Below are 14,363 nucleotides of genomic sequence, written 5' to 3'. Positions count from 1 at the left end.
TTACGTCGGCCGCCGGTTCTTCAGCGCGCGGCCAGCAGTCCGACGATCAGGCCGCCGACCGCCGCCAGCGCGATCGACTTCCAGGGGTTGTCGTGCACGTAGTCATCGGTGCCTTCCCTCGCCTGCCGATATCGCGTCGCGACGACATCCTGCGCTCCCGTCAGCATGTCGCGCGCGCGCCGCGGCGCTGGCCGCGACGGATGGTATTGGCTGCCCTGCCCCGCGGAAGTGGTGGCGGCCGGTTGCGCGAGCACCGACGGACTGTCGCCGCCTTCGAGCACGCTGCCGTGCACGTGATACGGCGCATACATCGCCGGCCTGTGCGCCGCGCCAGGCGTGAGCGGCGTCACGCTCGCGGCCTGCCCGTGCGCCATGCCCGGCGCGAGCGCCGCTTCCATCGCGCTCGTCACCGTGCGGCGCGCGAGCGGCGGATCGTCCGTTTGCATCGATTGAATCGTGGATGCGCTGCCGTTTGCATTGTCCATGGCTTTTCTCCAGTTGACCGCGTCCATCGCGCTGCAAAACCTTCATCCATCTTCCAATGATGCAAGAGTCGCACCGAATCCACGCGCCGGCAACCCGCGCGCCGGCGGCCCGGCACGCCCCGCCGCTCATGACAATTTTTCTCACATAGCGGTGAGAATTGCTCGTTTGTCCGCGCGTGCGCACGCGCTTACGATCCTTGGCGTAGAGCGAAGCCGGGCGAGCGTCCCGAACGAAGCGGCGAGCACGAGCCGCGCCGATAACGCTGCATCTTTCGTTTCACGCCGGGCCGAAACGTCGGCCTGCCGCACGCCGATACGATGGCTTCGCCCTCCTACTCCTTATGCGAAGCCCGCCATGAATCCCGTCAATCTCGCTCAACTGTTCATCCTCGCCGCGTTGTGGGGCGGCTCGTTCCTGTTCATCCGCGTCGGCGTGACCGATCTCGGCGTCGCGCCGCTGATGGCGTTGCGCGTGGGCATCGGCGCGCTGTTTCTGCTGCTGATGCTCGCATTGCGCGGCAAGGCGCGACAGGCGTTCTCGACGATGCGCGAGCGTGCGTGGCCGCTCATCGTCGTGGGCGTGCTCAACTCCGCCGCGCCGTTCTGTCTTTTCGCGTATGCGGAGCTGACGTTGTCGGCGGGCGTCACGTCCGTCATCAACGCGACGACGCCGCTCTGGGGCGCGCTCGTCGCGTACCTGTGGCTCAGCGACCGGTTGACCGGCATGCGCGTTGCCGGACTCGCGATCGGGTTCGCCGGCGTGCTCGCGCTCGTCTGGAACCAGATGTTCATGCACGATGCGAGCGCTGTTCCCGTCTCGCCGATGACCACTGCACTCGCCGCGCTGGCCGCGCTCGCCGCGTCCGCCAGTTACGGCGTCGCCGCGAGCTATACGAAGAAACATCTGATGGGCGTCGATTCGCTGACGGTCGCCGCCGGCACGATGAGCGCCGCGACGCTCGTGCTCCTGCCGTTCGCGCTCTTCTTCTGGCCCTCGGGCGTAGTATCGCCGCACGCATGGGGCGCGGTGCTCGGACTGGGCGTCGCGTGCACCGGCGTGGCCTACATGATGTTCTTCCATCTCATCGCGGTGGTCGGCCCTGCCCGCGCGATCACGGTGACCTTTCTGATTCCGATCTTCGGGATTCTGTGGGGTGCGCTGTTTCTCGCGGAACGTGTGTCGGTGGGGATGGCGGTGGCGTGCGCGATCGTGCTCGTCGGCACCGCGCTCGCGACGGGCGTAGTCAAGCGCGTGCCGTTGTTCAGCGCGCGCCGGACGCAGTGCGCGAAGGAAAGCAAAGCCTGAGCGGTTCAGCGCCAGTGACGCGCGAGCGGGCCGTCTTCTCCGGCGACCGGATCGCTTGTCGGGAACGGAAGCGCTTCCATCGCGATGCGGTCTGCCTCGCTGATCGCGTCGCGGCGGATGTCCCATTGCTGACCGGGCGGATACGCGCCGATCACTTGAAACCGGCGGCCCGCCGTCAGCAGGCAATGGCCGGTGCCGGCGGGCAGAATGAGGGCGTCGCCGGCGCTGACCGCGATCACACGGCCGTGCGGGCCGCCGAGAATCAGCTCGGCATCGCCGGAAGCGATACCGAGCGCCTCATGCGCGGTCGAATGGAAATGGTGATAGTCGAAGACGCCGTCGCGCCATTGCGGCGGCCAGCCGTTTTGCACGAACAGCGCTTCGAAACGCGCGGCGCAGTCGGAGACTTTGGGATCGATCGCGCCGCGCCACACGAGCACCGGCAGGCGTGAATTGTTCGGCACCCAGCCATTCGACGGCAGCATGAAGTGCTCGCAGCGCGCGCCCTGCGCCTGAAGCATTACGGTTTGCTCAGCCATGTTGCGCTTATCTCCTGAAGAGTCAGCGAAAAGCGCAGCAACGGCCGTTCCACTTCGATTCAGGCTGGCCTCAACGTCCGTGCCAGTGCCCGCCGCCTCCGCCGGAAAAGCCGATACCGAGCGACACCGACGGCGCCGCGTAATACCCCGGCCCATACGCGTACCCATAGGCAGGTGCGTAGCCGTATGCAGGCGCGGGCGCGTAGCCATAAGGCGGCGCATACACGCAGCCGCCGAGACCGGCCGCCAGCACCAGCGCAACGGGCACGATCAGCGCCCTGATTCGAGTTCGAGATGAAGTTTTCATGATGATGCCCCGCTCCCTTTCGTTCTCCGCTTACCAGTGGCGATAGCCGTAGCCGCCGTGATGCGCGTACCAGTCGCGGCGTCCCCAGTAGCGGTAACCGTCCCAGTACCGGTCGCCATGCCAGCCGACGACGATGGCGGGCGCGGGCGCGACGACGACCGGCGCCGGCTGATACACGACCGGCGGAGGCGGCGGAGGCGGCGGAGCCTCATAGACGGGCGCAGGCGCGACATAAACGGGCGCGGCATAAACCGGCGCCACCGGCACGCCGAGATTGACGCCGACGCTCACGCCCGCCATCGCGGCTTCGCAAGCGAGGCCCGCCGACAACGCAATTCCGATCCCGACCAAGCCCTTGATGTTCATTTCGTCCTCTTCAGATAAGGCCATCACCGAGACTGCGATGCGCTCCTGAACTCGCATGCAGCCATGAATCCATCGTAGCCGCGCCGCTTGCCCACTGAGTTACAAGCGCTGTAACAGATGTGAATCCTGAAACGGATGTGCTTATATCGAGCCGGCACCCATCGTCCGCGCCGGTTGCGCGCCCTTGCGCCGTCGTGGGATAGTTCCGGCTTCGTCAAACGGATGCCGGGCCGATGGACTTACTGCGGAGCATGAGAATCTTTGCGCGCGTGGCGGAAGCGGCGAGCTTCACTGTCGCGGCGCAGCAAATGGACATTACGACCGCGCAGGCATCGCGCGCGGTCACCGAACTCGAAACGCATCTGCGCACGCGTCTTCTGAATCGCACGACGCGGCGCGTGGCGCTCACCGACGCCGGCAACCGCTATCTCACCCGCTGCAAGGAAGTGCTCGAACTCGTCGATCTCTCCGAGGCCGAAGCGGGTGACGCGCAAGTGTCGCCGAGCGGCGTGCTGCGCATGCACGCGCCGATCACCTTCGGCCAGCACTACGTCGTGCCCGCGCTCACGCGTTATCTGGAGGAACATCCGCAGGTGCGCGTCGAGCTGACGCTCTCGCAACATGTGCCCGACATGCTCGACGAAGGCTTCGATGTCTTTCTGCAAGTCACCACGTCCACGTTGCCCGACTCCGCGCTCGTCTCCACGAAAATCTGCTCGATGCCGAGCGTGCTCTGCGCATCGCCCGGCTATCTGAAGCGCGCGGGCGCGCCGCAGCGCATCGAAGACCTGACGAATCACGCGTGCCTGCAACTCGTGACGACCTTCTTCCCGGTCGACCGATGGGTCTTCGAAGGCCCGCGCGGCAAGCACGAAGTGGAGCTGGAACCCGGCCGCCTGCGCGTCAATTCCGCCGATGCGCTCGCCGTCGCCTTGTCGAACGGTCTCGGCATCGCTCCGTTGCCGATGCTCGCGGCGCTCCCGTGGCTGCAAAACGGCGCGCTCGTGCGCGTGTTGCCCGACTGGGAACTACAGAGCATGACGATCTACGCGATGTATGCGTCCCGTCAGTATCTCGATGCGAAGATCCGTACCTGGGTCGCGTTTCTGCGGGAATTCGTCGAAGGCACGCTCGCGAACGAGCCGGTCTGAACGTCATATAAATACATCGCATTCCTAAGACAAATGAAGTGATCACGTGCGTAATCGAACGCACATAACCAACGCCCGCGTACATTCTCTAAACGCGTAGTTGCATGCATGATTCGGAACACTAAACTGCTTGATGGTGCGCCTGCATTTCGTCGCGACGATGCAGCGCAACAGAAAGGAGTCTGCCGACATGATCAAGGCTCTGCGCGCAAGCACCGCGTCCCCCGCGCTGCGTTTTTGCTCCGCCACGCTTCTGAGCGCGGCCTTCGCGTATGCGCACGCGGAGCCGACCGGCGCGCGTGTCGTCGGGGGTTCCGGCTCCGTGACGAGCGCGGGTCCGAACACAACGATTCAGCAGAACAGCGGCCGCCTCGCGATCGACTGGAACTCGTTCAGCACGCGCCCCGGCGAATCGGTCACGTTCAATCAGCCGGGCGCGAATGCGATCGCGCTCAACCGCGTCGTCGGGCCGCGTCCTTCGGCGCTGTTCGGCAGGCTCGACGCAAACGGGCAGGTGTTCATCGTCAATCCGAACGGCGTGATCTTCGGGCCGGGCGCACAGGTGAACGTCGGAGGATTGCTCGCTTCGTCGCTCGATCTGTCGACCAACGACTTCATGAGCGGCCATTACACGTTCGCCGGCGGCGAGCGCCATCATCACCATCGCGGCGGCGGCGCGGTCGTCAATCTCGGCACGATCGAGAGCGCGCCCGGCGGCTACGTCGCGTTGATCGGCACGCGCGCGATCAACGCGGGCACGATCGATTCGCCCGGCGGCTTCGCGGCGCTCGCGGCGGGCGAACGCATCGCCGTCACGCTCGGCGACCACAGCATGATCGGCTTGTCGGTGGAGCGCGGCGCGCTCAATGCGCTCGCGGCCAATCACGGGCTGATTCAGGCCGATGGCGGTCAGGCGTGGCTCGCCGCGAGCGCCGAGGACGCGCTTTTCAACAACGTCGTGAACAACACGGGCATCATCCGCGCGCGCAGCGCCGTGAACCAGAACGGCGTGATCCGGCTCGTCGCGGACACGGGCGTCGTGCAGGTCGGCGGCACGCTCGATGCCTCGGCGCCCAATGGCGGCAACGGCGGCATCATCGAGACGGCGGGCACGCAGGTGCGTGTCGCGCCCGACGCGCAGGTCACGACGGCGGCGGCCTCGGGGCAGACCGGGACGTGGCGTATCGCGAGCGATTTCGCGGCGCTCGTCGGCGCGGACGATGACATCGGACGGCGCTTCGGCACGATCCAGAGCGCGACGCTTTCGCGCGTGCTCGAATCGACGAATGTGTCGATCAGCGCCGCGTCGCCGCCCGGCTTCGCGCCGTTCGGCTTCGTGCTGATCGACGGCCCGGTCGCGTGGCGCGGGTCGAACATGCTTTCGCTCGCGGCGCAAAGCGGCATCCGGCTCGATGCGTCCATCAGCGCGCCGCTCGGCACGCTCTCGATGACGACGGGCGGCACCGCCACGCAGCGGGCGCCGATCGAAGCCGCCAATGTCGCGCTGCAAGGCGGTGCGGGCGTCTATCAACTGACGAACGCCGGGAATCGCATCGGCACGTTCGCCGCCAATGCCGGTTCGATCGCCCTCGCCGATAGCGCGCCGCTCACCATCGGCAACGTCGCGGGTTTGACGGGCATCTCGGCGAGCGGCGCAGTGACGCTCACCGCGCCGTCGCTCACGCTCGCCGCACCGGTCGCGAGCCGCGCGAGCGGCACGGCCATCACGCTCGCGGCCGCGACCTTCGTGAACCGCGCGGGCGCGCAGGCGCTTGCGACGCCCAACGGACGCTGGCTCGTGTACTCGGACGCGCCCGATTCGGACGCATTCGGCGGCCTGCAAAGCGCCAATCTCGCGCTCTGGGGCGACGCATACACAGGTGCCGCCGATGCGCGCGCCGCATCGGCATCGGGCAACCGCTTCGCGTTCAATGCGCTGCAACAGGTCACGCTGAGGGCGATCAACCTCGACGTGCCGTTCGATACGCCGCGCACGCTCGGACCGAACGACGTCACGATCGCGCTGCGCTACAACGGCGCGAACTACGGCGGCGCATTCGCCGACAGTCCGTCGATCCACGAGCCTTTCGTCTTCACCGTGACGAGCACGGGCGCGGCGCCCGGAGCGACGATCGGCACCTACGCGATCACCATCACCGCGACGGGCGGCCCCACGGGTTACAAGATCACGACGCAAGGCGGCACGTTGAGGATCGCGGGCGCGCCCGCTCAGCCGGTGACACCGCCCTCGCCACCCGTGCAGCCGGTAACGCCGGTAACGCCGGTAACGCCAGAAACGCCCGGGACCGTCGTCACGACGGCGGCGACGGTGCCCGGCATTCTCGATTCGGTGCGCACCGACGCCGCCAATCCCGCGCCGCTTTACAATGCGACGCCCGGACTTCAGCCGGAGTCGGCGCCGCTCGTGCAGCAGCGCACCGATTCGACGAGCGACGGCAGCCGCCTGCCGGACGACGCATGGCCCGGTCACGTATGCCGCATGTGAAGCCCGGGCGCGTGCAACGCTTCGGGCCCCGCGAACGACGCCGCAGCGGCGCTTCCCGCCGGCTCGCCGTGCTTTTCGCGACGCTCGTCGCGGCGAGCGCGCGCGACATCCGCGATGCGCACGCCCAGGCGCTGCCGAATGCGGGCAGCATCCTGCGCGAACAGCAGCAGCAATCGCCCGCGCCGTTACCGCCCTCCGACCTGCGTCTGAACGTGACGCCCACGCCCGGGCCGCCGCCCGTATCCGGCGCGCCCGGCGGCATCCGCTTCGAGGTGAAGGGCTTCGAATTCACCGGCAACACGCTCTTCCCCGCCGAGGCGTTGCTCGACGCCGTGCGTCCGCTCATCGGCCCGGACCGTTCGCTCGACGATCTCGAAAGCGCCGCCGATCGCGTGAGCGCGTTCTATCGCCGGCACGGCTATCTGGTGGCGCGGGCCTACGTGCCGCCGCAGCAGATCGACAACGGCATCGTGCGCATCGCGGTGAGCGAGGGGCATTACGGGCGCATCGACATCGATAACCAGTCGCGCACGCGCGATGCGGTCATCGCGCGCTTCTTCGGCGGCCTCAAACCGGGCGACGTGATCGACGAGCACGCGCTGACCCGCGCCACGCTGCTCGCGCAGGACGCGGCCGGCACGACAGGCGCGAACGCGACGATCTCGCCGGGGCTTCTGCCCGGCACGTCGAACATGACGCTGCAGGTGCCGAAGGCGCGGCCCCTCTTGGGCAGCGTGCAGGCCGACAACTACGGCCAGGCGACGACCGGCACCGCGCGTCTCATCGGCGCGCTGCAATGGAACAATCCGCTCGGCATCGGCGATCAGCTCGGCGCGCGGCTGCTCGGCTCGATCACCGGGCAGTTCTACGGCAACATCGGCTATACGGTGCCGGTCGGCGGCAGCGGGCTCGCGTGGGGCATCGGCTACACACGCTCGACGTATTCCGTCGGCGGCCAGTTCGACGATCTCGACGCCTACGGCAGCGCAAACGTCTTCTCGACGTTCGTAAGCTATCCGCTGCTGCGCTCGCCAGCGGCCAACGTGTACACGACGCTCGGCTTCGACCACAAGCTGCTGTCGGATCATCTGGGCGCATTCGATTCCGTCAGCGACAAGAACAGCGACGTCGGACGGCTCGGCGTATCGGGCAATCTCACGCTCGAAAAGAGCATCACGACCTTCGACACGGGCATCCAGCAAGGCAACCTGCGCTTCAAGTCGCCGCAGCCGGCGCAGGTCGCGTCGCAGATCGCCGGCTCGTTCACGAAGTTCGTCTTCGCCGCGACGCACACGCAGGTGATCGGCAATCAGGCCAACGGCACGCAGCTCTATTTCTCGCTCAACGGCCAGACGACTTCGCGCAATCTCGACTCGTCCGAACAGATTTCGCTCGGCGGGCCCTATGCGGTGCGCGCCTATGCGACCGGCGATGCGCCCGTCGACGAAGCGTATATCGCGACCTTCGAAGTGCGGCAGACGATAAGGCAATCGCTCGTGCCGGTGCTCGTCACGCTGGCGGGTTTCATCGATACCGCCGATGGCAGGATCGTCGCGCATCCGGTCGTGCCCGGCAGCAATCACGTGAGGCTTTCGGGACTCGGCGTCGGTGCGACCTTCACCGCGCCGCACGAGTTTCTGCTGTCGATGTCGTACGCGCACACCCTCGGCTACGTCCCGCCGACGCTCGGCACGGGCCACGCGAACCGCTTCTGGGTCGCGCTCACGAAGTCCTTTTGAGACCGACCATGATGCGCGTCCGACACTTCCTCCTCTTTCTCCTTCTGGCGATGACCGCGCGCGTGGCGTCGGCCGAGCCGGTCGCGACGATCACCGCGCTCGTCGGCAATGTCGCGATTCAAGCTGCGAACGGCGCGCAGCGCGTCGCGGCGATGGGCGGCAACATCGAAAACGGCGACACCGTGCAGACCGGCGTCTCATCCGAGATCGTGATGATCTTCACCGACAAGCAGCGCGTGTATCTGAAACCCGGCTCGGTCTTCCGCGTCGACGATTTTCGCTACGCGGCGAACGCGCCGCAGGAAGACCGCAGTTTCCTGTCGCTCGTGAAAGGCGGATTGCGCGCCGTCGATGGACTCGTCGCGAAGGAAGGCAAGCCGGAGAACTATCGCGTGAAGACGCCGACTTCGACCATCGGCATACGCGGCACCGAATATTCCGTCACCGATTGCGCGAATCTCGAACCCGGCGCCAATGCGGATTGCAAGGGCGATCAGATCGTCGTCTACGACGGGCAGATCGTCGTGATCAATCAGGTCGACAGGCAGATCGTGCGCGCGGGCGAAGGCACGATCGTCATCAATGCGCGCTCGCCGTTCGGCGTGCTCCGGGCGTCGCGCGTCACGCCGGTGGTGCCGTCGGCGGCGTGCCGCTAGCGGGACCGGCGATGAGCGAGAACACGAGCCGCGACGCGAAACTCATGCGCGCATCGCCGGGCGCGGGCGCATCGAGCGTTCACGCGGCCATCGCGGCGTTCGGCGTCGATGCCCTCGCGGGCGTGCTGACCGCGCTGCTCGCGCTCGCCTACGCCGCCGGTTACGGCGCGACGATCTTCTCGGCCGGCCTCACGCCGTGGCTTTCCGCCGGCATGCCGACCGCGCTCTTGAGCTGCGTGATCGTCGCGTTCGTGGTCGCGCTGACGAGCTCGGTGCCCTTCATGATCGCGGGCCCCGATTCGAACGCGACCGCGCTGCTCGCGGGCATGGCCTCGTCCGTCGCGCTGTCCGTGCATGCCGCGGGCGGCGACGATGACGCCGTGCTCGCCACCGTGCTGCTGCTGATCGCGGTGTCGTCGCTGACGACGGGCACGCTGCTCTTCGCGCTCGCGCACTGGAAACGCGGCAACGCGATCCAGTACATCCCGTTTCCGGTGATCGGCGGCTTTCTCGCGGGCACCGGCCTCCTGCTGCTCGAAGGCGCGCTGCGCGTACTCACCGACACGCCCGTCGGCGCCGCGACGCCGCGGCTCGTCATGGCGCTGCCGTGGCTCGCGAGCGTGCCCGCGCTCGTCGTGGGCGTCGGGCTGCTGGTGCTCACGCGCATCACGCCGCTGTCGCGCTACGTGATCGTGTTGCCGTCGATGATCGCGCTCGGCATCGCCATCTTCTACGGCGGGCTGCACGGCTCCGGCAAGACGCTGGAAGACGCGCGCCGCATGGGCCTGCTGTTTCATTACGAGTCGATCACCGGCATGCGCCTGCCGTTCGCGCTGCTGCACGACGCCTGGCTGCCGACGCTCGTCTCGCGCGCGCCCGAGATTCTCGCCGTCGCCGCGGTCTCCTCGATGACGGTGCTGCTCAACACGACGAGCATCGGCGTGACGGCCTCGCGCGATGTCGACTTCAATCGCGAGATGCGTGTGGCGGGCATCGCGAACGTGCTGACCGGGCTCGCGGGCGGACTCGTCGGCGCGCAGTCGATGACGCGCACGGTCACCAACTGGCGTCTCGGCGTCCGAGGCCGGCGCGCCGGCGTGCTCGCGGCGTTGTTCTGCCTTGTCGTGGTCGCGCGCTTTCCGAGTCTGATGGCGCTGTTGCCGAAGCCCGTGCTCGTCGGGCTGCAGATTTTCATCGGCGCGGCGATGCTCAACGAATGGCTCATCAACTCGTTTCGGCGCCTGCCGTGGCACGACTATCTGCTGATTCCCGCGATCATGGTGATCATCGAGGCGTACGGGATCGTCGCGGGCGTGCTACTCGGCGTGATCGCCGCGTGTCTGCTGTTCGTCGTGCGCTATGGCCGCGTGAACTGCTTTCGCCTGGAGTTCGACGGACGCGGGCGGCGCTCGAACGTCGAGCGCACCGTCGATGAAAGCCGCGCGCTCGATGGCGAGGCCCGCGCGCTCTACGGCGTCGCGTTGCAGGGCTTTCTGTTCTTCGGCACCGCGTATTCGATACTCACGCATATCCGCGCGCGCCTCGAAGCGAGCGCCGATGCCCCCGATGCGCGCCCCGGCGTGCGCTTCGTGCTCGTCGATTTCGCCCGCGTGCATGGCGTCGATGCGTCGAGCACGGCGAGCTTCGTCCGGCTGCGCCAGGCGTGCGCGCGCGCCAACGCGCAACTCGTGCTGACCGGCCTTTCGCCGGCGTTGAAGGCGTGGTTCGCCAAAGGCATCACCGATACGAAAGGCGCGAGCGGCCCGCATGAATTCGCCGACCTCGACAACGGTCTCGAATGGATCGAAACGCAGATGCTGCGCGCGCTGAAGCCGTCGCAGGCGACGCGCGCGGGCGGGTTCGCATCGACCTTGCCCGACACGCTCGACGCGCTGCGCCCGCATCTCGACACGCTCGCGCTCGCGCCCGGCGAGTACGTGTTCCGGCAGGCCGATCCGGGCGATTCGATCTACTTTGTCGAAACCGGACGCGTGACGGTGGCGCTCTCCGTCGGCGAAGGGCGCACGTTGCGGCTGCGCAGCTTCGGCGCGGGCACGATCGTCGGCGAGATGGCCGTGTACACCGGCGCGCGGCGCAGCGCGGATGTCGTCGCCGATGAGCCGACCGTCGTGCTGCGCCTCGCGCTCTCAACGCTTAAGCGGCTGGAAAGCGACGATCCCGCGCTCGCCGCGCGCATGCACAAGTTCGTCGCGCGCGTGCTGGCCGCGCGGCTCGTCGCCGCGAACGAGCAGATCCGGGCCGCGCAATGAGCGCGCGCGAGCCGATCGCGTTCGTGCTGAGACGCTCGGGCGCGCGCTGGGCGCTGGGGCTCGCCGTCGTCGCCGCGCTCGCGGGGCACGCGCTCGCGCGCTACGACATCCGCTTCATCGACTCCCTGTCCGCGATGATCTACGACGCCAAAGTGCGCCTCTTCATGCCGCGCACGACCGACGCGCGCATCGCGATCCTCGACATCGACGAGAAAAGTCTCGCGGAGCTCGGCCGCTGGCCGTGGGATCGCGCGCGCATGGCGACGCTCGTCGATACGCTGTTTTCGCGCGAGCGCATCGCCGTGCTCGGCTTCGACATGGTGTTCGCGGAACCCGACGCGAGCTCGGGCCTCGCCGTGCTCGACCAGCTCGCGCACGGCGCGCTCGCCGATAACGCCGCTTACCGGCAGGCGCTCGACCAGCTCGCGCCGCGCCTGAACTACGACCAGCGCTTCGCCGATGCCCTTGCGGGCCATCCCGTCGTGCTCGGGTATTACTTCTCGAATCAGGATGCGTCGAGCGGCGCGATTCCGGCGCCGCTGATGAGCGAGCGCGCGTTCGGCACGCACCCGCTCACGCTCTTCGACTGGACGAGTTATGGCGGCAACCTTCCCGCGCTGCAAAACGCGGCGCGGCGCGCGGGCTATTTCAATCCGGTGATCGACTTCGATGGCTCCGTGCGCCGCGTGCCGCTCATCACCGCGTTTCGCGACGGCGTGTACGGCGCGCTCTCGCTCGAAGTGTTCCGCGCGCTGTTCGGCGACGCGTCGGTCACGCCCGTTTTCGACGATCCGACCGATCCTGCCGCGCCGCTTTCGGGCCTTGCGCTCGCGACGCCGCGCGGCACCCGCGTCATTCCCGTCGATGAGAACGGCGCGGCGCTCGTCCCCTATCGCGGCACGACCGGCAGCTTTCCGTACTACTCCATCGCCGACGTGCTGGCGCAGCGCATTCCGGCAGGCGCGCTCGCGGGCAAGATCGCGCTCATCGGCACCACGGCGCCGGGGCTGATGGATCAGCGCACGACGCCCGTCGGCGAGGTGTATCCGGGCGTCGAGGTGAACGCGAACCTGATCGGCGGCATGCTCGACGGCACGATCCGCTTCGAGCCGCCGTTCGCGGCCGCGTTGCAGGCGTCGCTGCTCGTGCTCGCCGGTCTCGCGATGATCTTTCTGTGGCCGTGGCACATCCCCGCGCGCGCGACGCTCTTCAGCGCGATGCTGTTCGCGGCGATCGTCGCGGCGGATCTCGTCGCGTTCGCGCGGCTCGGCCGGTCGATTCCGGTGGCGTCGCTGCTGCTCACGGTGCTCGCGCTCTACGTGCTCAACATGTCCTACGGCTATTTCGTCGAGGCGCGCGCGAAGCGTTATTTCGCCGCGCTCTTCGGGCAATACGTGCCGCCGGAACTCGTCGAGGAGATGAGCCGCCATCCCGAGGACTACAGCATGGCGGGCCGTCGCGCGGAGCTGACCGTGCTCTTCTGCGACGTGCTCGGCTTCACCGCGATCGCCGAGACGCTGGAGCCGGAAGCGCTCGCGCAACTGATGAACGAGTATCTCGGCACGATGACCGAAGTGATCCGCGCGCATCGCGGCACGCTCGACAAGTACATGGGCGATGCGATCATGGGCTTCTGGGGCGCGCCCGTCGACGATCCGGATCATGCGCGTCATGCGGTCGCCGCGGCGCTCGGCATGCGCGAGGCGCTCATCGAACTGAATCGCACGCTCACGACGCGCGGCTGGCCGACATTGTGGATCGGCATCGGCATCAATACGGGGCCGATGACGGTCGGCGACATGGGCTCGTCCGTGCGCAAGGCGTACACGGTGATGGGCGATGCGGTCAACGTCGCGGCGCGGCTCGAAGGACTCACGCGACGCTTCGACATCGACATCATCGTCGGCGAGGCGACGCGTGAACGCGTGCCGGATGTCGTGTTCCGCGAGATCGATCGCGTGCGCGTGAAGGGACGTGTCGCGCCGATCGCGGTGTTCGAGCCGCGGCCGCCGCACGAACACGCCGATGCGCTTGCGCGCTGGCACGCGGCGCTCGGGCACTATCGCGCACGCGAGTGGGATGAGGCGGAAACCCTACTCGCGACGCTCGCGGCGCAGTATCCTGAGCGGCAGGTGTATGCGATCTATCGCAAGCGCATCGATGCGCTGCGCGGCGTCGCGTTGCCCGAGGACTGGGATTGCGTAAGCGCATTCGATACGAAATGAACCATCAGGCGGGGCGCATCATGAATGTTCGGGTACTCGGCTGTAGCGGCGCGATCAGCACTGGCCCGGACGCGGCGGACGATCCCGGCGGCACGACCGCACTGCTCGTCGATGACGACATTCTGATCGACGCAGGCACGGGTGTCGCCGTGCTGACCGACGATGAACTCGCGCGCATCGATCATGTGTTTCTCACGCACTCGCATCTGGATCACATCGCGTATCTGCCGCTCATGATCGACGCCGTGGGCGAAGCGCGCCGCGGGCCGCTGACCGTGCACGCGAGCCGCGCGACGCTCGACATCCTGCAGGCGCATATCTTCAACAATCTGATCTGGCCGGACTTCACGCGCATTCCTTCGCCGGATGCGCCGGGGGTGCGCTTCGAAGCGCTGGAGACTGGCGAGCGCGTGACGTTGAATGGGCGCACCGTGATGGCATTGCCTGCGCGGCATACGGTGCCGGCAGTGGGTTTTGCCGTGTGCGGCGAGACGGCGTGCCTCGCCTTCAGCGGGGATACGACGACCAATCCCGAGTTCTGGGCGGCGGTCTGCGCGTTGCCCGGATTGCGTCATGTGATCGTCGAGACCGCGTTTCCCGATGCGCAGATCGCGCTGGCGCATGCGGCGCATCATTATTGTCCGAGGCTTATCGCGGATGACGTGCGCGGCGTCGAACTGAAGGCGGAGTTGCTGATTTCACATCTGAAACCGCCGCACGGCGCGCAGATTCTGGATGAACTGCGCGCCGCGTTGCCGGGCGTTTCGCTGCGTGCGTTGCGTTCGGGCGAGGTGTTGATCTTGTGATGTACCG

The 14,363-nt window shown here is 67.5% G+C and carries 12 protein-coding genes; 8 read left to right on the top strand and 4 right to left on the bottom strand.

Translation table 11 applies throughout. The features are described from left to right. Window positions 1-20: 20 nt before the first annotated feature. On the bottom strand, window positions 21-485 hold the full coding sequence (locus ACEN42_RS07895) for a YqjD family protein (RefSeq protein ID WP_371879645.1): 465 nt from the start codon (window positions 483-485) through the stop codon (window positions 21-23). A gap of 355 nt (window positions 486-840) precedes the next feature. Between ACEN42_RS07895 and ACEN42_RS07890 the strand changes: the two genes are divergently transcribed. After that, complete coding sequence (locus ACEN42_RS07890) at window positions 841-1,791, top strand: DMT family transporter (RefSeq protein WP_250483611.1); 951 nt, start codon at window positions 841-843, stop codon at window positions 1,789-1,791. Between the two features lie 5 nt (window positions 1,792-1,796). Here the strand turns inward: ACEN42_RS07890 and ACEN42_RS07885 are convergent, their stop codons facing one another. The 3 genes from ACEN42_RS07885 to ACEN42_RS07875 form a co-directional block, all read right to left on the bottom strand. Beyond that, window positions 1,797-2,330, bottom strand: coding sequence for a cupin (locus tag ACEN42_RS07885; RefSeq protein WP_371879644.1), 534 nt, complete (start codon window positions 2,328-2,330; stop codon window positions 1,797-1,799). Window positions 2,331-2,400: 70 nt separating this feature from the next. Further along, window positions 2,401-2,637, bottom strand: coding sequence for a hypothetical protein (locus ACEN42_RS07880; protein ID WP_222946454.1), 237 nt, complete (start codon window positions 2,635-2,637; stop codon window positions 2,401-2,403). A 30-nt stretch (window positions 2,638-2,667) separates the two neighbouring features. Next, entirely contained in the window at window positions 2,668-3,003 is a 336-nt protein-coding gene (locus ACEN42_RS07875) for a hypothetical protein (protein WP_187604725.1), read from the bottom strand. A gap of 233 nt (window positions 3,004-3,236) precedes the next feature. Between ACEN42_RS07875 and ACEN42_RS07870 the strand changes: the two genes are divergently transcribed. The 7 genes from ACEN42_RS07870 (at window position 3,237) to ACEN42_RS07840 (ending at window position 14,356) form a co-directional block, all read left to right on the top strand. After that, window positions 3,237-4,154 (top strand): LysR family transcriptional regulator, encoded by a 918-nt coding sequence (locus ACEN42_RS07870; protein WP_238217781.1) that lies wholly within the window; start codon window positions 3,237-3,239, stop codon window positions 4,152-4,154. Between the two features lie 190 nt (window positions 4,155-4,344). Beyond that, the gene (locus ACEN42_RS07865) at window positions 4,345-6,660 is read left to right on the top strand and encodes a filamentous hemagglutinin N-terminal domain-containing protein (RefSeq protein WP_371879643.1); all 2,316 of its coding nucleotides are present in this window, start codon (window positions 4,345-4,347) and stop codon (window positions 6,658-6,660) included. Continuing rightward, window positions 6,633-8,399, top strand: coding sequence for a ShlB/FhaC/HecB family hemolysin secretion/activation protein (locus ACEN42_RS07860; RefSeq protein WP_371879642.1), 1,767 nt, complete (start codon window positions 6,633-6,635; stop codon window positions 8,397-8,399). The genes ACEN42_RS07865 and ACEN42_RS07860 overlap by 28 nt, the downstream gene beginning before the upstream one ends. An 8-nt stretch (window positions 8,400-8,407) precedes the next feature. Then, entirely contained in the window at window positions 8,408-9,055 is a 648-nt protein-coding gene (locus ACEN42_RS07855) for a FecR domain-containing protein (protein ID WP_371879641.1), read from the top strand. Window positions 9,056-9,066: 11 nt separating this feature from the next. Next, window positions 9,067-11,325, top strand: coding sequence for an SLC26A/SulP transporter family protein (locus ACEN42_RS07850; protein ID WP_371879640.1), 2,259 nt, complete (start codon window positions 9,067-9,069; stop codon window positions 11,323-11,325). Then, entirely contained in the window at window positions 11,322-13,550 is a 2,229-nt protein-coding gene (locus ACEN42_RS07845) for a CHASE2 domain-containing protein (protein ID WP_371879639.1), read from the top strand. Before ACEN42_RS07850 ends, ACEN42_RS07845 begins: the two co-directional genes overlap by 4 nt. Beyond that, window positions 13,547-14,356 carry a 3',5'-cyclic-nucleotide phosphodiesterase gene (locus ACEN42_RS07840; RefSeq protein WP_371879638.1) on the top strand — a complete coding sequence of 270 codons (810 nt, stop codon included), beginning with the start codon at window positions 13,547-13,549 and terminating at the stop codon, window positions 14,354-14,356. The genes ACEN42_RS07845 and ACEN42_RS07840 overlap by 4 nt, the downstream gene beginning before the upstream one ends. Window positions 14,357-14,363: the final 7 nt, after the last annotated feature.

This window comes from Caballeronia sp. S22, from assembly GCF_964261745.1.
GTDB classification, from domain to species: domain Bacteria; phylum Pseudomonadota; class Gammaproteobacteria; order Burkholderiales; family Burkholderiaceae; genus Caballeronia; species Caballeronia jiangsuensis.
The sequence above is the reverse complement of the archived record's forward strand: the minus strand, read 5'-3'. Positions and strand labels throughout refer to the sequence as shown.